The organism is Cohnella hashimotonis, from assembly GCF_030014955.1.
Lineage (GTDB): Bacteria > Bacillota > Bacilli > Paenibacillales > Paenibacillaceae > Cohnella > Cohnella hashimotonis.
This window is the reverse complement of the sequence record NZ_JAGRPV010000001.1, coordinates 8,642,220-8,667,868: the sequence shown is the minus strand read 5'-3', so window position 1 is coordinate 8,667,868 and position 25,649 is coordinate 8,642,220. Positions and strand designations below refer to the sequence as shown.

Here is a 25,649-nt window from a genome sequence, read left to right as displayed (position 1 = left end):
AGGCTTACGGTCGAGCGGTCGAGACCCGCGGGCGGCGAGGCTTAGGTCGTAGCCCACGAGAAAAAACCGCCGGGGCGGATCGAAGCTCGCCCGGACGGTTCTTTAAAGTTTGGCGGATATCCGAAGCCGGAGGCGCTCGGAACGCCTATCGATGGCTCGTCCGACAGCCTCTCCGACAGCCTTTTCGCACGCCTCACCAACTGCCTCTCCGACAGCCTTTTCGACCGCCTCTCCGCTGCCTCTTCGATAGCCTGTTCGCCCGTCTCTCTGCCTGCCTCTCTAACCGCCTCTCCGGTAGTCCGCGCATCGTCGCCCGCTTCGTTCTTCCGCCGCAATGCCTGCAAATATACATCTTTTTGGGCCGATGTCGCCCCTTTTGGATAGAATAACTGCAAAAACGGTTACTACTTAGGTCAACCGAAAGTAAACGTGCCGCGGAGTGCCGCCGAAAGGGAGGGGAGTATGGGGAGTTGTTGCTTGAGAAGTGTGGAAATGAAGGCGCGCACGCGCGCGAAAACTTTTGCACCTTGCTCTGTACGAAAGCAGCCTGAAACTTTGTCTTTGACTTTCACCATACGAATATCGCGTTCGGCCTGGTTGTTGTCAAAGGGCGCCTTGGCATCATAAAGAAAGCGGAGAATGGCGTCCTTGTAACTCAGGAACCGCTGTCCCAAATTCGCCGCTTTGCTTTTCGTTTTTCGGCCTCTCGGGCCGGTTTTGGGGCGAACAGGATCTTTGGACCATTCAAGTTCACCTTGTTTTAGAATTTCGTCGTACTGTTGCTGCATCTGCTGGATGTGTTCCTGTCTCAAAGGCTCACCTCGTTTTCGGTGGTCCGAAGCTGTCTTCCAGCTTTCCTGCAGCAACGTTTTCATCCGCGTCGACCAGGTATGCTTGTCATGCTCGCTTATCCCCTGGCATTCACGAAGCAGATGGGCGCAGCAGAGCGAGTGGGAGAAGGAGAATTCATCTTTAAAGTAAGCGCCGTAGCTGTCATGCATCACCGTTCCCGTGTAAGTAGACAAGATTTCTCCTGCTTTCATGCCCACACTTCCGCGGCTGGGATGAACGGTAAATAGCGTGTAATCGGCAGTGGAGGCGGTATGTAGCCAGTGCTCGTGATCTTGGACACCAAAGCCCGTTTCGTCGCAATGCAGATAGTCGCTTTTCAGCAGCGCCTCGCGCACGCATTGCTCAGCCGGTGCTAGGCGGTGATGCATGACTTTTAGGTACGACAAGAGCGTCGCATCGCTCGGACGGTAACGGGTCAAATCGGCAAAGAGTTGCCCAATACGCGCAAGCGGAATCATTTGAAACGCGCTCAAATACGCGGTCCAGGCTGCGAATCCGTCGCCGTATTGTGTGGCAGCATTCACGCCCTCAGGAAAGAGGGCGCGCTGCGTACGCCGACAATGCGGACAACACTTTTTCTCTGCGCGATACTCGGTGACCACAACGCGTGGTGCAGGCAGGTCAAAAACCTGACGTCTCTCGTAGTCCAAAGACGGCACGGCTTCGAGCGACGCCTGACAAGCGCCGCAGACGGATATGGTTTGATGAACGACGTGATCCGGCACTTCAGCGAAGAGCAACGTATGTCCGTCATGGCCCTTTGGCGCTCCCTTTTTTCCGCCGGGCTGCCGCGAGTTGGTCGGCTTGCGGAAACCGTCACTTGAAGGCGGTTTGCTGCTATTGCGGGAGTTTTGGCCAAGCTGACGTTCGAGGTCTTTGATTCGGTTTTCAAGCTTCTCGATTTTAGCGGTATACTGCGCGATTGTAGCGGTAAACTGATCGACCAGCGACGTAATAAAAGCCTCGATGGTCTCAGGATCACTATGGCTGATCTGCTTGATGAGCTTCTTATCTACCACCGGATTCACCCCTTTCTGAATATGTATAGGTATCATCTTTTACACCTATATCCAGAAAGCTAAAAGGGTGGACCTAAGTAGTAACCAAAAACGCAGTTATTTTCCTTCATGAGCCCGATTTCCGGCTTGCGCCTTTGCATTTACCTGCGTATTTGCAGGTATTTCATCAACTGTCGTTGGCCGGCAGAAAATACATGTATAAATGCAGGTCTTATCCCCCCAACCTTTCGAAAACGCCGGAAAGAGGATAGCGCGCTTCATGGTCCGCGAACGGTCTCCCCGTTTACGCTTCTGATCTGCTGAGAAAAGACCGCCGAAGAGCCGACTGGCTCCCCGACGGTCTTTTCTCTTTGTTTGCAGCAGCAGCCCGCTCCTGCAGCCGCGCTTTTTCCCTTGCAGCGTCCGTGCCAGCCCGCGACTCAGTACAAGTTGATATTGTCGAAGCTGACGCTGTTGTTGAAGCCGCCGCGCACGCCGATCGTACCAGCAGTAAAGGTCGTGTCCGTCACGGTCAGCTTCGGCGTCGCCATGTCGCCGACGTAGACGCGGATCGTGCCGGCGTTCACGGTCACTTTCATGTGATACCAAGTGTTGACCGCAATGGCCGTATTGAGCGTCTGCAGCGCCGTCCAGTTGTTGTTGAAGCGGCCGAGGAAAACGACGCCGTCCGAGTTGATGCCCGCCGCATAGCCCGACTGAGCGTCAGGGCCGGTGCCCGGATTGGTTACGTTGAAGACGAAACTGGCCTGGCCGGCGTTGTTAAGCTTGATATCGCCCTCGAGCGTGTAGCTTGCCTTCGACGGATATGGCGTCAGCAGCGATTTGTCGGCGTTGGCGGAACTCACGTTATACGTACCGCCACTAACGTTCCAGGTGCCGCCGTATTTCACCCAGCCGTTGTCGTTTGCCGCAAAGTCGTTGGCGTAAGAGCCGGTCAGCGTGCCGAACCGGACCTGGATGTTATGCCCGCCCGCGCTGCGGTCGACGGAGTCGATCATCGCGATCTCGTTCGTCCCCGTCTGGTAGAGCGCGCCCCACAGCGTATTGCCGAAGGCTGGGACGTCGTTGTTGTACCAGGTATTGCCGAAATCGTTGCTCAGCGAGACGACGTTGGAGTTGGAGGTGAGCACGAGCCGGCCGTCGGCAAGCGACAGCAGGTAAGGTCCGCCCTGCTGGTTCGTAGATACCATCGTACCGATGCCGCTCGCCCATGTCGTTCCGTCCGCGCTCTTCTTGGTGAAAATCCGGCAGCTTTGCGTACCGCACACCTCATAGGTAACGATGTACTGCCCGTTTGTCATCTTCGTCCACACGGGCATGCCCGGTCGCGCCCCGGCGTTTGAAGGGTCCCAAGCCACGTAGATCTCGCTGCCCCACGAAGCCCCGCCGTTCGTGGAGATTTTTTCGGAGATAATCTGGCTGTAGGACGGACTCTCCGTAACGTGCTTCTCGTTGGCGTACATGACGGCGACCGAGCCGTTGGCCAGCAACTGCATATGGGGCTCGTATACGCCCTTGTCCGGATTGCCCAGCGCGCCCGGCGCGCCGTTATTTTGATCGATCGTGCTCAGATAGCTCCAGCCCGTGCCGCCGTTGGTGCTCTTGTAAACGCGAAGCTGGTAGGATTCCTGCCAGCGGACCGAGCGCATCGCGAGCAGGATGTCGCCGTTCGGCAACTGGAGCAGCTGGCCGTTGTCCAGGTCGCGACCGTCCTCCCACAGGGTGGCGGCGAGCGTCCAGGTCCGGCAATTGTCCGTGCTGCGGAACACCTGCAGCCGGGTGCCGCCCCAGGATACTTTGGTGTACCCGTTGTTGTCGTAAATGGCGGCGACAGCCAGCCACGAGCCGTCCGCCAGTTTGACCATGCGGGGATATTCGGAGCCGAACGTGCCCGGATGCAGGCCGCGCGCGTCCGTGCCGGCGTCCGTGAAGGTGTTGATGTTCGTGACTGTCGCGGACGTGCCCCACACGATCGGACCGTTGGCCGCGAATGCGGGTATTGCGGTCGCGACAATCGCCAGGCACAGAAAACCTGCCAAAGAAGCAAACCACTTTTTAATCAATGTCGTTCCCTCCTCATGAAAGTGAGATGAATCCAAGTGACTTCTTCTTGCCGCCTCGCCCGTGCCATCCTCCCTTCTCTCGGCCGCCCCGCCGAATCCGTCCCCCGGTTCAGGAGCTACGAAATCCGGCTTCTGTCCTAGGGCTCCATGCATGTAAGTGCTTTCATTAATGAATGGTAAAATAATGGCTTCATCCCGAAAACCTACAATCGTGCGGCTTTTGGGGAACAAAGTTACGGTTGTGCGCTTGCCGGACGCATTAAAACGGCGCCTCCCGCTTAGCGGTTCGGAGGCGCCGTCTTTGAAAGGAAATTATGCTATTCCAGCACGACTTCGTCCACGTACAACGTCATCTTCCCCGTGCCGTCCGGCGAGTAGACTTGCAGGCCGATCGTTTTGATCGCCGTCTTGTCGATGCCGCCGGCATTCAGGTTCAGCGTCAACGTCTGGTATTCCGCGTTCAGCGTCGTTTCTTCGGCGTTCGCCCAGGTCCATGCGCCGCCGTGCTTGATGAACAGCTTGGCCTTGGCCGTACCCGCGGCAAGCCGCACCTTAAGCTTGATCGCGGAACCGTTGCTCAGGTCCTTGTCCGAGACCGCGCCAAGCTCGAACTGCGGAGGACTCCCCGTGCCGGTCGCGTCGAAATCCGTCGCCAGCACCTTCAGTTCGCCGTCAGACGTCTGCCTCACGTTGGCTGCGCCCAGCGTGTTCTGGCTGTCGTTCAGCGCCCAGCCCTGCGCATCGCCGTCGAAGCCGTACAGCGTGCCCGTCGGCAGCCCGCCGCCCGCGCTGCCGTTAGGCACCGTACCCGCCGCGTCGTCGCTGACCGCGCGGATGTCGTCGAAGTACATAGAAGACGTCAGCCTGGTTCCGTCCGGCTTCGCGTTCGTGTAGATGGAGAAGGCGTTCACCTTGGACAGGTTCAGCTTCGTGAGCGTGCCCGTCGCGCCGTTAGCCGGCTTGAATTCGCTAAACGGAGCGATCACGAGCTTTGCTTCTTCCGTCGCCGTATCCGGATAGTATTCGTAGGTCTTGCCGTCCGCGTTGATCTGCATGACAAGCTTCTGGCCTTTGCCGTCCGGCTTGTACCAGAACTGCAGCGCGTTGTAGACGGACCAGTCCACGCCGCCCAGCGCCTTGGTGATGCCCGCGTAGCCGCTGCCCGCCAGCGTGTAGGTATACTTCAGCCCGTAGCTGCCTCCGTGCTTGTTGCCTGCGTCGAGGGCCGAAGCCGTATCGTCGCCGCCCGCATGGACGAACTTCGCGCCGAGCGCTTCATTGCTGCCGAGATAGCCCTCGAAGTCGTCGACCGATGTCGGATCTGCGGCCGCATCCTGGTACGTGCTGTACAGGCGGATGTTGTCGATATAGACCGGGTATGCGGCGCCGCCGCCGTTGTCCAATCCGCTGCCGACGAGCGACAGCGCCAGATCGTCCGCCGCGGCGAGCGCGTCATCATCCGTCAGATCGATCGCGGCCGCATAGTGGACGTACGGCTCCCCGTCGATCTCGACCTTCTCCATATTGTCGAAGGACACCTGCGTCGTATCCATGCCGTACTTGTCGTCCCAATCCGGCGGCAGCTGGACGACGCTCCGCAGCGTAGCCGCGCCGCTCTTGGCGCCCGCCGCGACCGGCACCCACGCCTCGTATTTGATGCGTTTCACGCCGGAGAGCGTGTCCGCGCCCGCTATGGCTTTGGCGTTTTTCAGCTCCAGCTTGAGCTCCTGCCAGTTGTCCGCGGCCGTCGTGCCTATGACGCTCAGCTTCAGCTTGCCGTCGCCATCCAGGCTCACATGCGAGAGGCTCTCGATGTCAGCCTGCCAACCGCCGTTGCTCTGGACGCCTTCGATGCCATCGTCGAACGTATATGTGCCGATCAGCACCTCGGGAATTTTGACGAATACCGTGTTCGCCTGTTCCTGCAGCACCTTGCCTTCCGCGTCGTACGCCTTGACGGTGACGGTCGCCGATTTGCCGTTCAGGCTTGCCGCCGGAGACCAGTCGGCCGTGTAGAAGCCGGTCGCCGGATCGAGCCCCAGCGCGTGCTCGGCGCCATCTGCGTCCGTCGTATAGACGACGCGGGCCGGGGTCTCGTTCAGAATACGCGCGCGGATCTGCGTCGTAGTCGTCTTGATCGTGCTCTGATCCGTCGGCGAAGCGACGTGCATGAACGGCTGCTCGCGCTCCGTCGCCACGCTGCGGTCGTAAGCGTGAGACACCTCTTTGTTGAAAAGCGTGTAGGATTCCTCGAAATACTTGACGAAGTCGGGCAGCATCTGATGCGCAGGCTGTCCCTCGCCAGTCGGGTACGGCACGTAGGCGGTCGGTCCGAAGTTCGCCCACGTGAGCATGTACGCCATCTTCCTGGCGTCCGGATCGGACTGCAGCGCTGCGGAGAGCTTCGTGTAAAAATCGGGCGTCGCGTTGCCGCTGGCCTTCATCTGCTGATAACCGAACTCGGTGAGCGCGGCGACCTTACGATGGCTGTCCGCTACGCGGGAGACGAGCGCGGCTTCCGTCGTGACGCCCTCGAACCAGCTCTGGCCTTCCCCGTTGTAATAGCTGTCGAACCCGAGAATGTCGACGTAGTCGTCGCCCGGATACGTCTCCATGTACCGCTCCTCGCTCGTGCCGAAGCCGCCTCCCGGCGAGTAGGCGTACAGGAAGTTGCTCACGCCCTTGATATCCCGCAGGTATTCGACGGTATAGCGGTAGATCTCGCGGTATTCGTCCTTCGTCGTGAACGCCGCGCCCCACCAGAACCAGCTGCCGCTCTGCTCGTGGAACGGACGGTAGATAACCGGGATCGGATTGCCGTTGTCGTCCTTCAAATGGTTCGCGAAGTCCGCGATGTTGTCGAGAAACGCGTTGTACGCGGCGTGCTTGTCTCCGCCCGGAAGAATGTGCGAGACCACGTTGCCCTTCAGGTCGTAAAAGTCTCCGCCCGTCACGAAGTTCGGCAGATGCGAGCTGAGCGTCAGCACGCCGCCAACGTTATAAGCCTTGCGCATCACGTCGATCAGATTGTCGCGGCTCTGCGCGAAGTCGCCGGAGACGCCCGGCTTTTCTTTCCCTTCCAGCGTCAGCGTGTCCCATCCGAACAGCGCGGGGTATTCCCCGACAGCGTTGTACGCGTCGGATTCCGTGCCGTCCCGCTTGCCGATGGACAAGCCCTCCGTTGTCGCGTTCTGCTGGCCGAATAAAATACCGGTACCGCGAATCTCGTTCAGATAAACGAACAGGGATTTGGTTGCGGCGGAGGCGTCCGAATCGACAAGGTTTACCGTGACCCCAGGGTTCACGGGCGTCGTAACGACCGGATTCGCAGGCGTCGAGCCCGACGCAGGCGCAGCTGCGCCGTTCGCGATGCCGAAAGTACCGGTTCCGACCGCCTTCCCGCCTACCGTAACGCCCGTCGTGTCGATAACGGCTGTTCCAATGGTGCCTCCTCCGGCTATTGTCGTGCCGCCGGCGCCCGCGTTCACCTGCAGGCGGTTAATCGATGCGCCCGATGCCAGCTCAAGTCCGACCGGACCGTTAAAAGTCGCGGCTTCGATCCGAGCGTCCTGCCCCAGCTCCAGCTTCGATTTGCGCGTCACGGAGATTTGCTCGATCTTGGTCTTGCCCGTCGCTTGTACGCGGACCTCGCCTTCCTTGCGGTCGACCACGACCTCTCCCAATGTCGTATCGTTTAGGATGACGGTGTTCGAGCCGCCGCCCGAGATGAAGGTTTTGCCTTTGACCGTGACGCCGTCGAGCTTCACTTCGCCGTCGCCGATGCCGGCAGTCAGGTACAGATTGCCGTTTACGACCGCGCCCTTAAGCGTCGCGCCGTCGTGATTGACGACGACGTTGCCCGCGATCTCTCCGCCTTCGGCGGCGCCCGCGGAAGCGTAGTAGCCCCCGACGAGCTTATCGATCAGCGTCACGACCTCTGCGCGCGTAATACTGTCATTCGGACGGAAGCTACCGTCCTGATAACCTTGCAGAATGCCGGACAGCGCGTCTACAGCCGTCCGCGCATAAGCTTGTATCTGCGCGCCGTCGCTAAAGCTCTCCGTCGTTGAAGCGCTTCCGGAAGCGGCTAGCGAAAACACGCGCGCCAGCAGCGTCACGGCATCCTGGCGACTGATCGCGTCTCCCGCCTGAGCCCGGTTCCCCGGGAAGCCCTCGTAATAGCCGGCTTCGCGCGCGACCGACAGGGCATCCGCGTACCAGCTCGACTCCCTGACATCGGAGAATGATTCGTTCGATTCGGCATAAAAGCCGAATACGCGATTCAGGATCGTCACGAATTCTGCGCGCGTGATCCGATCGTTCGGATGAAACGACTGGTCGGGATATCCGCTCAGCACGCCGCTCGCAACCCACTTCGCAATACTGTCCTTCGCCCAGTGCTGCAGCGTGTCGGAGTAATGCACCCCGGCCGATGATTCCGGCACGGCGTACGAATGGACGGTCGCGGACGGCTCGGCTGCCCATGCCGTTACCGGCGCAGCGACGCCGGTCAACACCGCTGTAGCCGCCAGCGCGGTCGACAATGCGCCCGCCAATGTTTTCTTAGAAGCTTTCATCAGAAACCTCCTCCAACAAGATGAGCTAATTCTCGAATTCGGTTAGCGCTAACAGCGGAGAACATCCTTTTCCAGCTTGCGCAACCAGAATATGCCTCACATTATAAAGCGCTTACTTTACTTGAAACAGGTTCTTAATCGTTTTTTATATAACTGAATCGGTTTTATTATCTAGCTAATATGCATTTGTTATTATCGTTAGGTTTACTAACTTTGCTTTGGCGTAGAGGAAAAGTTAGGTTTATTCAGGCAAAGATAGAGGTCATCTTGATAGGTCCACGGCTCTTCCGGGAGCCGTTCCAATGGGTTGGCCTAACGCTGCTCGAGTCGTTCTATCGCCCAAGCGCCTGCAAATATACATCTATTTCCGCCGATGTCGGCCCCTTTAAACTGGATAGATGCAAAAGCGCAGTTATTTTCCTTCATCAGTGGCATTTCTGGCTCATGCTCTGAATTTGCCTGCACATTTGCAGGTATTTTATCAGGTACCGTTAGTCGGCAGAAAATACATGTATAAATGCAGTTATGGGTCCCGCAAGCCACGAAAAGCTCCGGCGCGCCGAAAGCTTGTTTATCTGTCCCCGAGTGGCCGCCGAAAGTCTCGCAACCGCACGAAAAAAAACCTCCCGCCGCAGGCTTGGCCGCGACGAGAGGCATACGCTACAAATTTTAGAAAAACGCAGGAAGATACGGCCGATTCTTCTCCAGCATCTCGTCCAGCAGCTGCTTCGCCACGCGAACGGACGGCACGAGCGGATGCGCAGCCATCGCCTGCAGCGCCACGTCCCGGTCGCCCTCCACGGCCGCGCGGATCGTCAGACGTTCGTACGTTTTGACGGCATGAATAAGTCCCTTGGCTTGCTCGGGCACCTGCGTCACCGGCAGCGCCAGCGGTCCCTGGCCCGTCACGACGCAGTTCACCTCGATACAGGCGTCCGGCGGGAGAAAATCGAGCGTATTGCCGTTCGGCACGTTTAACGTCTGGATATCGCGTTTGTCGCCGTAGAGAGACTCCATCAGGTTCACCGCCGCTTCCGAATAATAGGCGCCCCCGCGTTGCTCCAGCTGCTTGGGCTTCTCCTGCAGATTCGGATCCTTGTACAGCTCGAACAGCTCGTCCTCGACCTTCTTCACGACCTCGGCGCGCGTGCCGCCGTTCTTCAGCGATTCAAGCTGCTCCTCGAGCATGACGTCCGTCATGTAAAAATATTTGAGGTAGTACGAAGGAAAGCCGCCCAGCGAGCGGAGGAAGTCCGGGTCCCACTCGGAAGCGGGCACGTTTTTGCCGCTGTATTCCTGACGCTTGTCGAGCAGCTCGGACAGCCGGTCTACGCCCTCGATCTCGATGCGCGTCACCCAGTGCAGATGATTGAGCCCGACAAACTCCGTATAAATGCGCGACGGCGTCGTATCGTACTTCTTGCTGAGCCATTTCGTGAGGCCGATCGGCGCGTTGCACAGACCGATGCTGCGCACCTTGGAATAGCGGCGGATCGCCTCCGTGACCATACCTGCCGGATTGGTGAAATTCAGCAGCCAAGCGTTTGGCGCCAGCTCCTCGATGTCCCGGCAGATGTCGAGCAGCGCAGGAATCGTACGCAGCGCCTTCATCATGCCGCCGGGACCGGTCGTCTCCTGACCGATGACGCCGTGCAGATTCGGGATGTGCTCGTCCCACTTGCGGGCTTCGAGCAAGCCGACGCGCATCTGCGTGGAGATGAAGTCCGCGCCTTCGATCGCCTCTCGCCGGTTCAGCGTCAGATGAACGCTGATCGGCAGGCCCGATTTCTCCACCATGCGCTTCGCGAGCGCGCCGACGATCTCGAGCTTGTGCCGTCCCGCCTCGATGTCGACGAGCCACAGCTCCCGGACCGGGAGCCTGTCGTACCGGTCGATGAAGCCTTCCACAATCTCCGGCGTATACGAGGAACCTCCGCCGATGACGGCCACCTTGAGTCCTTGCGCCATGCTTATCATCCTCCTGGTATATGGATCAGATCGCTTCGAATTCCGCCGCGTCCTTGAGCGTCTCGCGCGCCGTCTCCGGCAGCGGGCCGTCGGCTTCGAACGCCAGCCACAGCGCGCCCACGACCGGCTCGACCGCCAGCTTCACCACCGAAGCCTTCGGCGCCGCAGCCGCCACCGCTTTGCGGATTCCGGCATGCACCCAATCTCCCTTGCCCCGCGTCAGGATGCTGCCGGCCATGACGACGTCGAACGTCTCGTCCGACATGCCGAGCCTGCGGATGAGGGCACTCGCCTGCAGCCCCGACTCTTCGCCCTGCTTGCGCAGAATCGCTTGCGCGGCAGCGTCTCCGCCCTCGGCGGCCTCGAAGAGCAGCTTGGCAAGGCTCAACGGCGGCTGCAGATCGCGGTCCAGATAATCGTGAAACATCTCTTCGACGGTAGCGTAACCCGTCTCCGCCAGCACGAGCGGCGTAAGAGCGGTCGCCTCCTCGCGTCCGTCCCAAGCGCGTATGACCGTGCGGAAAGCCTCGACAGCCAGCGCCATCCCTCCGCCGAAATCTCCCGTCATATAGGTGAACCCGCCGACCTGGAGGCTCTCTCCGGCGGGATTCAGGCCCGCGCCGTTGGTGCCGCTGCCGCAGATGAGCACGACGCCGTAAGGGCGGCTCGTACCAGCGCGCATGGCGATGATGGTGTCGCAATGAATCTCGTGCTTCGCGAAGCCGAGCTCCGCGATCATCGGACGCAAGATCCGGAAGTCCGCTTCGCGGTCGGCGCCGGCCAAGCCGAAGCAGGCGGACGCCACTTGCTCCCGCGAGACGCCCGCATCGGCAAGCGCCATCTCCGTCGCCTCCCTGATGCTGCGCCGCGCGACTTCCCGGTCGATCTGATGATTGCCGTTGCCGCTCTTGCCCTTCCCGACGACCCGTCCCCGGTCGTCAGCGACGAGCGCGTAGGTCTTGGAACCGCCGCCGTCGACGCCCAAATAATATTTCATCCTCGTCTCTCCCTTTTGGCTATTCGTTCACTACCTTGATGGCTTGCGCCGTCGAATCCCTGACGATCAGCTCCGGATCGATCTGCACCGTGACATGGCGCCGCTGCTGCCCCTCGATCGCCGCAAGCAGCAGCTCAACCCCTCTGCGCGCGATCTTGTCCGCGGGCTGGCGAACCGTCGTCAGCCCGGGCTTGAGCGCCGAAGCGAGCACCTGGTCGTCGAAGCCGACGACCGACAGATCCCGCGGCACGCGAAGCCCCGCATTCTTGCAGGCGTCTACGACGCCGAGCGCGATGTGGTCGTCCGCCGCGAATACCGCTTCCGGCAGGCGCCCTGCCGCGATCCATGCCTCCGCGATCCGATAGCCTGCCGCGATATTGAACTCGCCGGGTTCGACGCCCCAGGGCGCAAGTCCGGCCTCGGCAAGCGCCTGCAGGAACCCGCGCTCCCGGTCCTGGCTGCTTAAAAACGCCCGCGGCCCGGCGATATGCGCGATCTTGCGATGTCCGAGGCCGATCAGATGCCGCGCAGCCTCGTAGCCGCCTTTATAATTGTTCACGACCACGGATGGCGCCGAGGGCGAAGGCTGCTGATTGTCCAACAGAATATAGGGAATCCGCTTCTGCAGCAGCTCCAGCTCGTAGCTGTCCTCCTGCATCGGGGACAGCACGATGACGCCGTCCACGCGGTCTTCCTCGAAGAGCATCCTGCCCGCGCCTCCGCCGGCCCCCGTCTCGACCGACAGCGCGAGAAAGTATCCGTGCTCGGCCAGCCGGTCGCCGATCTCCTTGACGACCGCGTCGAAAAACGAGTCCTGCAGCGTCGCCAGCGTGAGGCCGATGACGCCCGTGCGCCCCCTGGCCAGGCTGCGCGCTGCGGCGCTCGGGTGATAGCCGAGCTCCTTCATCGCCTGGAGCACCTTTTCCCTGTTTTTCTCTCTCACGGACGGCGCGTTGTTAATGACCCGGGAAACGGTGACCACGGACAGTCCCGACTTTTTGGCGACGTCGAAGATGCTGATTTTCACGCTTTCGCGCTCCTTTTTTCCTCATGAGAGATGTGTGCCGTAGGTTCCAGACTAAGATACACCCTTAAAGTTTAAACGCTTTAACTTTCGTTAACTTATTTTAACCCACTCTATAGGATTTGATCAACCCCAAAAGTTTAAACGCTTTAACTTGATCGCTGATCGCTTTGCATGATTTAGGCTGACGCCGCATGGCAGGATTATGCGCGTGACGCACAGAATTTATAAAAGCCGGCTGCCGAGCAACTTCACCGTTTCAGACATCTACGTCCAGTCCCCATACATTAGGAGGCCTTCTGCCTTGTCTATAAAGCTTAAGCTGACGCTTTTCCTGTCTCTGCTCGTCGCGGCGATCCTCATGCTGAACCTGTCGATTACGTACTTCTGGTCCAAGGCGGGGATGCAGAATGCGGCGATCGATCGCATGGAGATTATCTCGAAGCAGATCGGAGAGTCCATCAAATCTTACGAAGACGAGCTCGAACGTCTGGAGAAAGCGCAAGAAGAAAAGCTGCTCGCCGCCTCGATCGCGATACGCAGCTCGCTGGATCCCGACATCGACAACGTGACCAACGAACAGCTCGTCAAATTGACCGCAGAGCTGCAGCTGGAAGGCATCTCGCTGTGGGTAAAGACGCCGAACGACATCGTCGTCAAGAAGTCCTCCAAGCCCAGCGAGATCAATCTCGGTTCGAATACGATGGATTACTGGTACAGGGCTTTCCAGCAGCTGTTCGCGCGCAAGCCCGTCAACGTCGGCTTTGGCCGGGCGATGCCGAACTTCTGGTCGGGTCCCTTTAATTTTGCCACCTCTGATCCCGATCTGATCCTGAAGTGGGGCGACTATTACGACGGCACGACGAATTATATGATCAATCCCTTCAGCCGGGGGGACGTACTCGTGGACTTCAAGGATTCGGTCGGTACCGAAAAATTGATCAAGCAGCTGCTGAACGACAATTCCGATCTCGTCGAGATTACCGGCATCGATCCCGCCTTCTTCGGAAAAGCGCCGATCATCAAGATTAAAAAAGGCAAGCCCGTCTACAATCTGGACGTCCGGGACATCGTGTTCGGCACCTACGCCTACAAGGACGATGCCGACGTCGAACACGTGAATACCGCCATCACCTCGGGAGAAACCGTAACGGCGAACAGCCGCTCCGGCGGCAAACGGCTGCTCAAGAGCTATATCCCGATCCACGGCGACCGGGACTATATCGTCACCGTAAGCTTCGACCGCTCGGCGATCAGCGGCGATCTGCACCGGCAGCTGCTGCTGAGCTGCGTCATCGGCCTCGCGCTGCTGGCGGTCACGGTCTTGACCAGCTATTGGCTGTCGGGCCTCATGATCCGCCCCGTTCGGCAGATCCTCCGCAAGGTCAACGCGGTCGCCGAAGGAAGCTTTGACGAGCCGCTGCCCGTCGCCAGCAACGACGAGCTCGGCAAGCTGTCGGAACGCGTCAACACGATGGCGAGCAATCTCAGCACCTATACGAACCGGCTGAGAGATACGGCGGCCGAGCTGCGCAGCACCAAGCAGTATCTCGAGTCGTTCGTGCATCACAGCTCGGACGCGATCCATGTCGCGGATCCCGCCGGGAATCTGATGCAGGTAAACGCCGCGTTCGAAAAAATGTACGGCTGGAGCGCCGCCGAAGCGTTGGGCCGACGTCTGCCCGAGGTGCCGGAAGAGCTCCAGGAAGACTATTCCCGCATCCTGAGGAAGGTCGTCAAGGGCGGCTCGGTAGCCGACTGCGAGACGGTCCGCTACCGCAAAGACGGCTCGCAAATCGACGTCAGCATCACGGTGTCCCCTGTACGCGACGAGGATGGCGAGGTCATCGGCATCGCCTCGATCTCTCGGAACATTACCGAGCGGAAGGCAACCGAGGAGATGCTGAGACGCACCGAGAAGCTGTCGATGGTCGGTCAGCTCGCCGCGGGCGTCGCGCACGAGATTCGCAATCCGTTGACGACGCTCCGGGGATTCGTGCAGCTCCAGCAGAAGTCGGGTTTCATCACGCCGTCCCATCTCGACACGATGCTGTCCGAGCTCGACCGGATCAACTTTATCGTCGGAGAGTTCCTCGTCCTGTCCAAGCCGCAGGCAATCCGCTTCCAGCTCGTCGACATCCGCTCCATCATGAAGGAGACGGTAGCGCTGCTCGAGGCGCAGGCGATTATGAACAACGTGCAATTCGAGCTGCACGAAGCCGACGAGCTGCCGTCGTTGAACGGCGAGCCTAACCAGCTGAAGCAGGTGTTCTTGAACGTGCTCAAAAACGGCATGGAGGCGATGCCGGACGGCGGCACGATGCGCATCGGCATCTGGGCGGAGCTGCACGGGGAGGCCGGCGGCAGCGCGACGGTCGGCGATGGCGCGACGGTCGGCGGCAGCGAATCCGGCAAGAGCGAGACAGCCGGCAGGAGCGAAGTCGTGGCCGAGAGTGAGGCTGCGAGCGGCAGCAAAGCGTATGCCGAGGCCGAGGCTGCTGCGGCTCGTGAGCCGAAAGCCTCGGCATATACGCCTGCTGAGGCAGAAGCGATACAGCGTTCGGATGAATCGGTGAGCGACAGCATCTTGATCGTCATCGAGGACGAGGGCTTCGGCATTTCCGAAGAGGAGCTGAAGCATCTCGGCGAACCGTTTTATTCCAACAAAGTCTCGGGGCACGGTCTCGGCCTTATGGTCAGCCAGCAGATATTGGCGGGACACAGAGGGACCATCCGTTATATGAGCGCACTGGGTCAGGGTACCCGTGTCGAGATACGTCTTCCGTATTAAAGTTTAAGCAGCGGCAAGAAACAGGGGGCTCGCCCTGGCGTTGTTTCTTAGTCTTGCGATATGCAAGTTTGACTCCTGCGGAACGCTGTCAATGGCTATTCCGACAGCCGCTTCAATAGGCCCGGCTATCGTCGGCTGCGCCGTTCTTTCGCCGCAATGCCTGCAAATATACATCTATATTCGCCGATCCCGACCCTTTCAGGCAGAAAAGATGCGAAAGTGCATTTATTTTTCTTCGCTAGCCCCATTTTCGGCTTGCGCTTTGAATTTACCTGCATATTAAGTCAATTTCATAATTCAAACCCCTTGCTACGACTGACTTTTTTGGCGCACCAAAGAGGAGTACCTCCCCACATTCTCGAAATTAAGGTTAGCCAACCAAAACGAGAAAGAAAGGAAGTACTCCTACGATTCCAATTCGACAAGAAGAGCTCTTTTCCTTTGAGACCCTTCTAAAAATGTCCCCGGCGTCAAAAGACGACCTCATTTTGGAAGAAGTTCCTATTGCGAAAATCTTGTACGCCATCAGTAGCTTCAAACGACGTGGTCGGCCCGAAAGCTTGAACACCAGAGCGATGATCTTTTCGCTTATCCTTTGCAAAATCGAGCATATTCGCTTCATCAAGGACCTGGTCAACCGTCTGAAAAGCAGTGCAGAATTCAGATTGCGCTGTCACTTTACAGGCTCTGATCGGGTACCGAGCCAAGCCGCCTATTCCAGGCTTTTCACCAAACTTCAGCAGTCCGGTATCCTGCATGAGGTCATCGATATTACGGTGGATGCAGCGATTACAGAAGGCTTCCTGAAAGGTGAAAGCATGGCGGTGGACTCTTCGCATGTGGAAGCCTTTGACCGAAACCCCAAAATTGACGCGTCTAAACCGGCCCCGTCCATTCTCCCCAAGGAGGTAGAAGACAGCGAAGAGCCTGCTTTTCTGGACGCCGTCAGCCATGTCCCGCAGCCAGCCCCCAAGCCCGAGAAACCCAAGCGTGCCAAACGCGGGCGCGTCCCCAAAGCCGAGGAGGCCGCGTGGCGTGCGCAAGTCGAGGCTTACGAAGCTTCGTTAACACACTTTGAAAAGGAAGTTGCGGGGATGTTGTCTTGCAGCTACGAGGAACTCATCGCGGACATGCCGACCTATCCAAGTGTAGGAGCAAAAGGCGATCCCCGCGGAAGCGGACGCGTAAAATATTGGTACGGCTACAAGCTCAATTTGTTAGTGGATTGCCAGAGTCAGTATATTGTGACTGGCGTAAACTGCTCGGCTCACGTAAACGACCAACGTCCGGCGATCGTGCTGCTTAAACGATTAAAAGAGCGGTTCCCAACACTCCAGCCTAAGTACGTGTTAGGCGACAAAGGATACGATAGCGAGCCCGTTTACCAGCAAGTTAGAGATGTAGGTGCATGTTCGCTTATTCCGCTTGTTCATCGCACCAAACTGCCGGATGGTGTAGATAAACACTTGCGCCCAACGTGCAAACAAGGTCATTCGTACCGCTACGATAGCTATGATGCGACTCGGGATACTGTTAAATTTGTAGCACCCAAAGAATGCGCAGCCTGTCCGTTTCAAGCCGACGGCTGCCAAAAGGTGATAAAAAAACAAGTAAAAGAGGATGTTCGTAGATACACTGCACCTGGGCGAGGCAGTGAAAAGTTCCATCAATTATTTAAACAGCGGACCGCGGTTGAGCGTGTCTTTGCCTATTTAAAACTTTATCTGGAATTAGGCACGACGCGAAAGCTTAAAAGACGTGCATTCGTAGATATGGACTTAAGTTGTCTCACATACAATGTATGCAAACTTGCAATAGATAAATTAAACAAGCGCATCCGCGAAGCAAAACCAGCCGCTTAACCTCAAAAAAAAGGACTTCCCCAACATTGGCCTCATGCTTGGCTCCATGACCAAATTAATTATGAAATTGACTTTATTTGCATCTTTTTCATCGCACGTCGTTGATCCGAAGAAAATACCTGTACGAATGCAGTTATTTCGACCCGTAAAACGACCGAATAGCTCCGGCCCGCCGCATGCTCGCTTACCTGCCGCAAATCGCCGCTAAATTTATACTTTCTGACATGCCGACAAAGACTGCTTGGAATCCGCGCTGAACGAAATGCGTTGTCGCATGCATGCTTTACTGACAGACTGCTGTCAGAGAACATGCGTTATTCTTGGTTTACCGATGAGGCCCGAGCGCCTCGCCAAGGGGGAACGAACCGCATGAACGAACGACCGTCAGAATCCCATTCAAAAAGCAAAGACTTTGCGGCGGCTGAGACGCTGGACCGCGGCGCGCTCAATCGTGCGCTGTTGGCCAGGCAGATGCTGCTGGGACGGCAGCGCATGTCCGCGCTCGAAGCGATCGAGCGGCTGTGCGGCCTGCAAGCGCAGGCGCCAATGGCGCCTTATTACGCGTTGTGGGCGCGGCTCGAGCGGTTCGAGCCCGCAGAGCTCGAAAGCCTGCTCCTTGGACGCGAAGCGGTGCGGATCGCTCTGATGCGGGCCACGCTGCATCTCGTCTCGACCCGGGACGCCTTGTCGCTCCGCCCGCTGCTTCAGCCCGTGCAGGATCGCGGGCTGGCCGGCGCCTTCGGCAAGCGGCTGGCCGGCTTAGATCTGGACGCGATCGCCGCCTTGGGGCGGGAATGGACGGCCGAGCGCCCGCTGAGCTTCGCGGAGCTTGGTGCGCGGCTTGCGGAGCGCTGGCCGGACCGCGATCCCGAGGCGCTCGCGATCGCAGTCCGGGCGCGCGTGCCGCTCGCGCAGACGCCGCCGCGCGGTCTGTGGGGCCGCAGCGGGCAGGCGCTGCATGTGCCGCTCGAAGCGTGGACCGAGCTGGCGCCACAGGAAGAGAGCTGCACGAACGAAGCGCTTGTCATGCGATATTTGTCCGCCTTCGGGCCTGCATCGGTCAAGGACATGCAAGCATGGTCGGGCCTCACGAAGCTGCAGGAAGCGGTCCGGCGGCTCGGGCCCAAGCTCGTCCGTTTCCGCTCCGAGCAAGGGACCGAGCTGTTCGACTTGCCCGATGCGCCCCGCCCAGATGCGAATACCGTTAGCCCGCCGCGCTATCTTGGCGAGTTCGATCAGATGCTGCTCGCTTACGCGGATCGCTCGCGCATATTAAGCGAAGCGCGCAAAAAACGTGTTTTCACCGCCAACGGTATCGTCCGCCCCGTCTTTCTGCTGGACGGCATCGTCGCCGGCAAATGGGAGATCCGCCGGGAACGCAGCGATGCGCTGCTGGTCGTCGAGCCATTCGTCACGCTGTCGGCGGACGATCGCGAAGCGCTGGCGGACGAAGGCGCGCGCCTGCTGTCGTTCGCGGCGCAGGGATGTAACCACGACATCCAGTTTGCGTCGGGTAGCGTCGAGGACTGAGTCCGTCCTTTGGTTGCGCGGCTCGTTCGGACACGCTGTAACTGCAAATTCGGGGCTGCATCAACGAGCGGCCCGGTTGGACGTGCAGTTACCGCAATTTTTGCGGTTGCAGCCGCGAGCGGCTCGCTCCGGCCTCTATTGACGCTATTATTGCGGCGGCTACAGAGGCGGAGAGTTAGCTGGCCATCGTACTTAACAGCGGCGTTTGGCGGGGAGATGCACGGTTTTTCCGGCTATCTGCGCTCCCAAGCAACGATTTGTGCGGAGATGCACGGTTTTTCCGGCTAACTTCGGCTCACGGATGGTGAATCGTTCGCAGATGCACGGTTTTTCCTTCTAACTTCGGTCACGGACGGCGAATTTTGCGGAGATGCATGGTTTTTCCGGCTATCTGCGCTCCCAAGCAACGATTTGTGCGCAGATGCACGGTTTTTCCTGCCAAATTCAGCCCCCTGCGCGCGCTATCCCCATCCGCACCTTTTTCACCAGTTGATTGACGACCTCGGAGAACACGAGCCCTACCGCGATCGCGCCGGATAGCATGAATGCCTTCGCCCCCAGCTCGACTGCGGACATATAGTCGTTCTGAACGACCCTCAGCATCGCGTCGTAGGCCATGCCGCCCGGGACGAGAGGGATGATTCCGGATACGCTGAAAACGGTGACGGGCACCTTGAAGCGGATCGCCAGATAGTGAGCGATGAGGCCGATAAGCACGGCGGACGCCCATGTAGCCGCAATCGGGTCTGCGTCCGCCTGGATCAAGCCGTAGTACACCAGCCAACCGACCATGCCTGCCAGGCCGCACTGAACCAGGCTTCGCTTCGGAATCTGGAAGATAACGCCGAAGCACGCCGTGCCGACGAAGCTTGCGATGGCTTGAGAAAAGTAATCTGCGATCATGCCCCGACCGCCCCCTTATCCATTCAACGTCAGCGCGATTCCGATGCCCCCGCCGATGGCGAAGGCCGTCAAAAACGCCTCCGCTCCCTTTGAAATGCCCGACACGAGATGCCCCGCCATCAGATCGCGAACCGCGTTGGTGATGAGCAGCCCGGGTACGAGCGGCATGACGGACGCGATCATGATCGTGCTATGCTGCTGGCCGACGCCGAGATGCACGACCAGATAGGATAGCAGACCGACGACCAGGGCCGCGATCAGCTCCCCGAACAGCCGGATCGAGCTGAGCCGCGCCATCCGGCCAAGCACCCAGAAGCCCGTTCCGCCGCAGAGCATAGCCGCAGGCATGTCTGCCCAGGTTCCATCATAAAGAATGAGAAAGCATCCGCTCGCGAGCGCGGCCAGCACCAGCTGAATCCTGAGCGGGTAGACGGGCGCCCCGCTTGCGACCCCCTTGAGCAGCCTGCATGCCTCTACCGGCGGCAGCTGGCCGCCCGCGATGCGCCTGGAGATGTCGTTTACCTCCGTCACCTTGTTCAGGTTGGTCGACCGCTGCGAGATGCGGACAAGCCGCGTCGACGCCTCCGAACCTTCGATGGCGAACATAATGCCCGTCGGCATAACGAAGCTCTGGGGATTCTCCGCACCGTAGGCGGAAGCGATCCGTATCATCGTATCCTCCACGCGGTACGTCTCCCCGCCGTTCTCCAGCATAATTTTGCCCGCCAGCAGACATACCTCGACGATCTCATTGCTGCGTACGTTCATCGGTTCATTCAAGTCGTATCCCTCGGCCTCCGCTACCTTCCGCGCGGCATGGCCCGATCGCGAGCCCTCCGCTTGGAGATTGGGTACTTGTAAAGTAGTATGGGGTTAGAATAAGATGCAAACGGGGTGAGCGTCAAATGGCAGTCATTCGTATGGCGGACGGTCCCATCGTGACCGTCGGTCATGTCAAACCTTCTCGTCCGGATTTCCAGGTCGTAGGCGCTTTTAATGCCGGCGTCGCCGAGCTCGGGGACGAAGTTATTCTGCTGCTGCGCGTGGCCGAGATGCCGCTGCAGTCGGAGTCGGGCGCGGTGCTGGTGCCGATGCTCGACGAGAATGGCGACCGGCTCGAGCTCGTCCGGTTGGCGGCAGACGATCCGAATTATAACTTTGCCGATTCGCGCGTGATCAAAGGGTACGACGGCTCCTACGCCTATCTGACTTCGATGTCGCATCTCCGCGTCGCCCGCAGCAAGGACGGCGTGCGGTTCGTCGTCGACGAGACGCCGGCGCTATTTCCTTCCCAAGCGGATGAGGCCTGGGGTATCGAAGACCCCCGTATTACGCAAATGGGCGATAAATACTACATTACTTACAGCGCGGTCAGCTCTAGGGGCGTCGGCGTCGGGCTGGCCGTGACCCGCGACTTCGCGTCCTACGAACGGCTCGGCATGATTCTTCCGCCCGAAAATAAAGACGCGATGTTTTTTCCAGAGCGCATTAACGGCAAATACTATATGCTGCACCGTCCCGTGCCCAAGTCGATCGGCGCGCCCGAAATGTGGGTCGCGGAGTCGCCGGACCTGCTCCATTGGGGCGGCCACCGCTACTTGATGGGCCTGCGCCCCGGCCATTGGGACGGCGGTCGCATCGGCGGCGGCGCCGTACCGATCCGGACCGACCGCGGCTGGCTCGCGCTGTACCACGGCGCAGACGCCGACAGCCGCTACAGCATGGGCGCGGCCTTGCTGGACCTGGAGGATCCGGCCCGCGTGCTGGCTCGCTCCCGCGTGCCTATTCTGGCGCCCGAAGCCGACTACGAGGTGAACGGCTTCTTCGGTAAGGTCGTGTTCTCCTGCGGCGCGATTCTGGCCGGCGACACGGTCCGCATGTACTACGGGGCGGCCGACGAAGTCATGGCCCGGGCAGACATCCCGCTCCCGGATATTTGGGACAGCTTCTGAAGCCGCGGCTGCAGCTTCGCATCGCAATTCGCCATACGACGAACGGAAAGGATGTCTGCTCACTTGTCCGCAAATAGGCCCATTAAGATTTTAGCGCTTTTCACCGGCGGCACCATTGGAAGCCGGCGCGGCGCGCGCGGCATCGACGTCGACGCAGCCGGCTCCTACTTCCTCTTGGAGCAGTATGCCCAAATCGCAGGTACGCGAGAAATCGATTTTGAGACCGCGCAGCCCTGCAATCTGCTCAGCGAGAACCTTGTGCCCGGAGACTGGACGATGCTGGCCAAGGCGGTGCGAGCCGCATACGGCGGCGGCTATGCCGGCGTCATCGTCACGCACGGCTCAGACACGCTCTCTTTTAGCGCGGCGATGCTTGCCTATTTATGCAGCGACGCTCCGATTCCGGTCGTCCTGACGGCAGCCAATTACCCGCTGGAGGACCCGAGGAGCAACGGACTCGCCAACTTCTCGGCATCGGTCGATTTCATCGCCGAAGCCGGACTGCCTGGCGTCTTCGCGCTGTTCGGCAACGACCTGGGCGAATCGGTCGTCTATCTGGGCACGCGCATCACGCAGGCGCTGCCGTTCACCGACCAGTTCGACGCGCCGTACGGGGCGCCGTTCGGCCGAATGCGGTCCGGGCGCTTCGAGCCGAACCCGCATCCGGTCAACCCGGCCGCAGCCGAGCTCTTCCGCCCGGCGCTGCCGGCACCGCCCGCGCCTCCGGCGAATGACGAAGCATGGCCGCCCGTACTCTACGTCAAGCCTTATCCCGGCTTGGACTATCGCGTCTACGACTTCGATTCGCGCCGTCCGCGAGCCGTACTCCACGACACCTATCACTCGGGAACCGCGAACGCGCGGGACGGCGCGGAGGGAAGGACGCTTGTTTCGTTCATCTCTTACTGCCGCGCGCGCGGCGTCGACGTCTATCTTGTGCCTATGCGCAGCCCCGAAGGCGATATGTACGCCTCTTCATCTCACCTGACCGAGGCAGGCGGAATCGCGCTCGGGCATATTTCGTCCGAAGCCGCCCTGATGAAGCTGCTTCTCGGCTGCGCCATCTACGAGGACGCGCGCGAGGTCGAGCAATTCGTGCGGACGCCGCTTTTTTTCGAATATATGGTCTAGAAGCAGAGAAACCGTCAGGGAGAAATCTTCCTGACGGTCCCTTTATTTAGATCTTACGGCTATCCGAAACCTGCTTCTTGCGGAATGCTGCGGATGGTTCGTCCGATAGCCGTTTGTCGGAGTGCCTTTCGTCCGATAACCTTTCGTCCGACTGCCTTTGGTCAGAGAGCCGTGCAAACGGGTTGGCCGATCGTCGCCCGCGTCATTTTTCCCCGAAATGCCTGCAAATCTACATCTTTTCGCCGATGTCGGCCCTGTTGGACCGGATAGATGCAAAAACGCATTTATTTTCATGCATCCGCCCTTTTTGCCACTGCTGCTCAGATTTTTCCTGCATATTCGCAGGCTTTTTATCCCGAGTCGCGCGCCGATGAAAAATAGATGTACAAATGCAGCCTTTTCGAAACGTACATTTTCGAACCGCACACATCCGAACCGCACAATTTTAAACCGCACATATCCGAACCGCCCCCCATCCGTTCCGCCTCTTTCCGCAGAAAGCGCGCCTGCCTGTCCGCGAAAGCGCGCCTGCTTGTCCGCCAATTGCCACCATTCCATGCTATGCATGGATCGGCGTCTTGCCGCCTTCGCAAGTCGCATTGCGTCCGAGACGCTTCGCCTCGTACAGGCCGGCGTCGGCCCGCGAGTAGAGCGATTCGAACGACCGATCCTCGGGCCTCAGGGTCGCAACCCCGATGCTCGCCGTGATGCCGAACGTGCCGCCGAGTCCGTCCGCAATTACGGTATGGCCGATCTCGCGACGGATGCCCTCCGCGCATTCGAACGCTTCCTCTGCTTGTAATCCGGGCAGCGCCAGCGCGAACTCCTCGCCGCCGATGCGGCCGAACAATCCGAGCTCCCCTGCCGTCTTCCGCACCGAATCCACGAAAGCGCGTATCGTCCGATCCCCCGTCAGATGGCCGAACCTGTCGTTCACGCTCTTAAAGCTGTCGATGTCGAGAACGAGCAAGGACAGCTGCGTCCCGCGCTCCCGAGCGCTCTCCAGCACGCGCGTCAGCTCCGAGATAAAGCCGTTGCGGTTGTAAATTCCCGTCAAGCCGTCCGTCACGGCCGCCTGCCGCAGCTCAACCTCCCTGCGTCGCTCCTCCGTCCGGTCCGTCAGCACGGACAACGAGCCGAGCAGCACGCGGTTCCGATGAAGAATCGGCGTGATCTTGGCGGTGAACTGCCGCTCGTCCTCTCCTTCGCCCAAGGCAAAGTCGAACGAAACGATCTCGATCCGGTCCCGATGCGCCGTGAGCCAATGCACCGACGGCAGCGGCGTGTCCGAGACATGCCTTCCCTGCCACAGATCGCCTTCCATCCGAAGCATCCGCCTCGCCGCGCCGTTAAGATCCTGAAGTCGCCCGTCCGCATCGAGCACGACGATCCCTTCGCTCATCATATCGAACAGACGGTTGCGCGGGAAGGGAACCGAATCGAACAGGTGGTAGCGCAGCACGCCCCAGCCGACAATAAGCAGGCCCGGCAAATAAGTGATGCCGATCGAAGTCGTATAGCCCTGAAAATCGACCAAGCCGGCTCCTCGCATAAACGCGAGCACCGAGGGAAGATACATGCCGACAATCAGATAAAGCAGCTGCCGACGCTGTACGCCGCGCGTATAAAAAACGCTTCGAATCAGGACGAACAAGCCGACGAGCGACACGAGCAGCGAAAAACCGTAGATCGCCTGGTTCAAAACCGTCCGCTGGACGACGAGCATCCCTGCTTCGTTCAAGTAGACCTGTACGCGCATGAGATGATGCAACGAGTCGGTAAAAATGAGAATCAAGCCTGCGGTTGGAATGATAAGCATCAAGGCAATGGTCTGGCGGGTCAGCCGCGAGCCTTCTCGCGTATAGGTCAAGGCGAGCCACAGTACGGAGAGCGGGGCGAAAAGATAGCCGATCTGCTGGACGTTGCGCCACAGCAGTTTGTCCGCCAGGCCGGGCAGCAGCTCCTCCCTGCCGGAAGCGAACATGATGATCCCGGTCAGCGCAAAAAGCGCGAAAAGCGGAAGCGCGCCAGGCATCTTCCGCAAGCTGTATGCATAGGCGACCCCCGTAAGCGAGAGCACGCCGCCGAATAAAAACAACCAAGCCGCCATGGAGGAGGCACCTCCGTTCAGGCATTTATTATACCACCTGATCGCCCGGCCCAATGGAATTTTTCGACAAATTCCGTGCGCAAATGATACCGCTAAGAAAATCCAATTCAACCTTTTTTTAAAGTTTCAGTTCATATCGGACTACAGGTGCCGTTTCCATATATTGTTCGATCGTTACTTTGCGTCGAAGTGGAACATTTGCCCCGCAGGCTCCGTCAAGAAGTCAAAGACCAACTCAGAAACGGCGGTGCCCCTCATGTCGATCAAACTGTTCGGATCCGTCCTGCTCGCAGCTGCCCTGCTCGTCGGCGGCTTGCTCCTGAACGGCCCGCTTACGCCCTCGTTTGCCTTGTCTCCGGCCGAGCAAATCGTGCCGCTGCCTCCCGTTCACCTCGACTTTCCCGAAGGCGGACAAGAAGACGCAGCGGGCGGTCCCGCCGTTCAAGGCGACGCAGCCCGCCTGTTGAACCTGATGAACGCGGCAGACGCCGTCGTGACCGGGACCGTCATCGCCGAAGCGCACGCGCTGGACGGCAATTCGAGTGTAACGACGCTGGAGGTCCGCGACTGGCTGAAAGGCGGCACCGCACGCTACATCCGCATCGTCCAGTCTTCGAACACGGGCAGCTCCTTATTATGCTCGGGGGAGAGCTACCTATTGATGCTTCGCGCCGATCAGGGGCAGGCGCCGGATGTCTATCGCATCGCCGGAAAAGCAGGCGAGGGCAAGTTCGCGCAGATGGACGGCGGCTGGACGAACGACGATCCGCTGCTGACGACGGCACTCCAGTACTGGACGCAAAAGCAGCCTGCCGCCATGGCCCAAAAGCTGGCTGCCTGAACGCCGTTGGGCGCCCAGCCTGCAAATGC

15 protein-coding genes are annotated in these 25,649 nt (G+C 59.4%); 6 read left to right on the top strand and 9 right to left on the bottom strand.

Features of this window, described 5'->3' with window-relative positions; genetic code table 11:
- Positions 1-413: 413 nt before the first annotated feature.
- The 6 genes from tnpC to KB449_RS34545 all read right to left on the bottom strand — a co-directional run bounded on the left by tnpC (position 414) and on the right by KB449_RS34545 (position 12,503).
- Positions 414-1,871 carry an IS66 family transposase gene (tnpC, locus tag KB449_RS34570; RefSeq protein WP_282912700.1) on the bottom strand — a complete coding sequence of 486 codons (1,458 nt, stop codon included), beginning with the start codon at positions 1,869-1,871 and terminating at the stop codon, positions 414-416.
- Between the two features lie 419 nt (positions 1,872-2,290).
- Positions 2,291-3,934 (bottom strand): 3-keto-alpha-glucoside-1,2-lyase-like domain-containing protein, encoded by a 1,644-nt coding sequence (locus KB449_RS34565; protein WP_282912699.1) that lies wholly within the window; start codon positions 3,932-3,934, stop codon positions 2,291-2,293.
- Between the two features lie 317 nt (positions 3,935-4,251).
- Positions 4,252-8,511 (bottom strand): glycosyl hydrolase, encoded by a 4,260-nt coding sequence (locus tag KB449_RS34560; protein ID WP_282912698.1) that lies wholly within the window; start codon positions 8,509-8,511, stop codon positions 4,252-4,254.
- Between the two features lie 669 nt (positions 8,512-9,180).
- A complete protein-coding gene (locus KB449_RS34555; RefSeq protein WP_282912697.1) occupies positions 9,181-10,479 on the bottom strand; it encodes a 6-phospho-beta-glucosidase in 1,299 nt (432 codons plus the stop codon).
- A gap of 25 nt (positions 10,480-10,504) precedes the next feature.
- A complete protein-coding gene (locus KB449_RS34550) occupies positions 10,505-11,476 on the bottom strand; it encodes an N-acetylglucosamine kinase (protein WP_282912696.1) in 972 nt (323 codons plus the stop codon).
- 19 nt (positions 11,477-11,495) lie between these two features.
- On the bottom strand, positions 11,496-12,503 hold the full coding sequence (locus KB449_RS34545; RefSeq protein WP_282912695.1) for a LacI family DNA-binding transcriptional regulator: 1,008 nt from the start codon (positions 12,501-12,503) through the stop codon (positions 11,496-11,498).
- Between the two features lie 301 nt (positions 12,504-12,804).
- Between KB449_RS34545 and KB449_RS34540 the strand changes: the two genes are divergently transcribed.
- The 3 genes from KB449_RS34540 to KB449_RS34530 all read left to right on the top strand — a co-directional run bounded on the left by KB449_RS34540 (position 12,805) and on the right by KB449_RS34530 (position 18,683).
- Positions 12,805-15,291 carry a PAS domain S-box protein gene (locus tag KB449_RS34540; RefSeq protein ID WP_282912694.1) on the top strand — a complete coding sequence of 829 codons (2,487 nt, stop codon included), beginning with the start codon at positions 12,805-12,807 and terminating at the stop codon, positions 15,289-15,291.
- Between the two features lie 458 nt (positions 15,292-15,749).
- Complete coding sequence (locus tag KB449_RS34535; protein WP_434082518.1) at positions 15,750-17,153, top strand: transposase; 1,404 nt, start codon at positions 15,750-15,752, stop codon at positions 17,151-17,153.
- 369 nt (positions 17,154-17,522) lie between these two features.
- Positions 17,523-18,683, top strand: a complete 1,161-nt coding sequence (locus KB449_RS34530; RefSeq protein ID WP_282912693.1) for a winged helix DNA-binding domain-containing protein — start codon at positions 17,523-17,525, stop codon at positions 18,681-18,683.
- A 444-nt stretch (positions 18,684-19,127) separates the two neighbouring features.
- On the opposite strand, the gene KB449_RS34525 is transcribed toward KB449_RS34530, so the two are convergent.
- Together KB449_RS34525 and KB449_RS34520 are read right to left on the bottom strand one after the other, a co-directional pair.
- Entirely contained in the window at positions 19,128-19,586 is a 459-nt protein-coding gene (locus KB449_RS34525; protein ID WP_282912692.1) for a threonine/serine exporter family protein, read from the bottom strand.
- A 15-nt stretch (positions 19,587-19,601) separates the two neighbouring features.
- Positions 19,602-20,366 carry a threonine/serine exporter family protein gene (locus tag KB449_RS34520; protein ID WP_434082539.1) on the bottom strand — a complete coding sequence of 255 codons (765 nt, stop codon included), beginning with the start codon at positions 20,364-20,366 and terminating at the stop codon, positions 19,602-19,604.
- A gap of 125 nt (positions 20,367-20,491) precedes the next feature.
- Here KB449_RS34520 and KB449_RS34515 point away from each other — a divergent pair, with 125 nt between their 5' ends.
- Positions 20,492-21,538 (top strand): glycoside hydrolase family 130 protein, encoded by a 1,047-nt coding sequence (locus tag KB449_RS34515; RefSeq protein WP_282912691.1) that lies wholly within the window; start codon positions 20,492-20,494, stop codon positions 21,536-21,538.
- Positions 21,539-21,601: 63 nt separating this feature from the next.
- A complete protein-coding gene (locus KB449_RS34510; RefSeq protein ID WP_282912690.1) occupies positions 21,602-22,669 on the top strand; it encodes an asparaginase in 1,068 nt (355 codons plus the stop codon).
- Positions 22,670-23,228: 559 nt separating this feature from the next.
- Here KB449_RS34510 and KB449_RS34505 read toward each other — a convergent pair.
- Positions 23,229-24,779, bottom strand: coding sequence for a GGDEF domain-containing protein (locus tag KB449_RS34505; RefSeq protein WP_282912689.1), 1,551 nt, complete (start codon positions 24,777-24,779; stop codon positions 23,229-23,231).
- A gap of 256 nt (positions 24,780-25,035) precedes the next feature.
- Between KB449_RS34505 and KB449_RS34500 the strand changes: the two genes are divergently transcribed.
- Positions 25,036-25,620, top strand: coding sequence for a death domain-containing protein (locus tag KB449_RS34500; protein ID WP_282912688.1), 585 nt, complete (start codon positions 25,036-25,038; stop codon positions 25,618-25,620).
- The last annotated feature ends 29 nt before the right edge of the window (positions 25,621-25,649 follow it).

What these genes read in the sequence shown, in the direction of transcription:
- KB449_RS34560 (WP_282912698.1), bottom strand. Translation starts at nt 8,511, where the DNA reads ATGAAAGCTTCTAAGAAAACATTGGCGGGCGCATTGTCGACCGCGCTG.
- KB449_RS34555 (WP_282912697.1), bottom strand. Translation starts at nt 10,479, where the DNA reads ATGGCGCAAGGACTCAAGGTGGCCGTCATCGGCGGAGGTTCCTCGTAT.
- KB449_RS34550 (WP_282912696.1), bottom strand. Translation starts at nt 11,476, where the DNA reads ATGAAATATTATTTGGGCGTCGACGGCGGCGGTTCCAAGACCTACGCG.
- KB449_RS34535 (WP_434082518.1), top strand. Translation starts at nt 15,750, where the DNA reads ATGTCCCCGGCGTCAAAAGACGACCTCATTTTGGAAGAAGTTCCTATT.
- KB449_RS34530 (WP_282912693.1), top strand. Translation starts at nt 17,523, where the DNA reads ATGAACGAACGACCGTCAGAATCCCATTCAAAAAGCAAAGACTTTGCG.
- KB449_RS34525 (WP_282912692.1), bottom strand. Translation starts at nt 19,586, where the DNA reads ATGATCGCAGATTACTTTTCTCAAGCCATCGCAAGCTTCGTCGGCACG.
- KB449_RS34515 (WP_282912691.1), top strand. Translation starts at nt 20,492, where the DNA reads ATGGCAGTCATTCGTATGGCGGACGGTCCCATCGTGACCGTCGGTCAT.
- KB449_RS34505 (WP_282912689.1), bottom strand. Translation starts at nt 24,779, where the DNA reads ATGGCGGCTTGGTTGTTTTTATTCGGCGGCGTGCTCTCGCTTACGGGG.
- KB449_RS34500 (WP_282912688.1), top strand. Translation starts at nt 25,036, where the DNA reads ATGTCGATCAAACTGTTCGGATCCGTCCTGCTCGCAGCTGCCCTGCTC.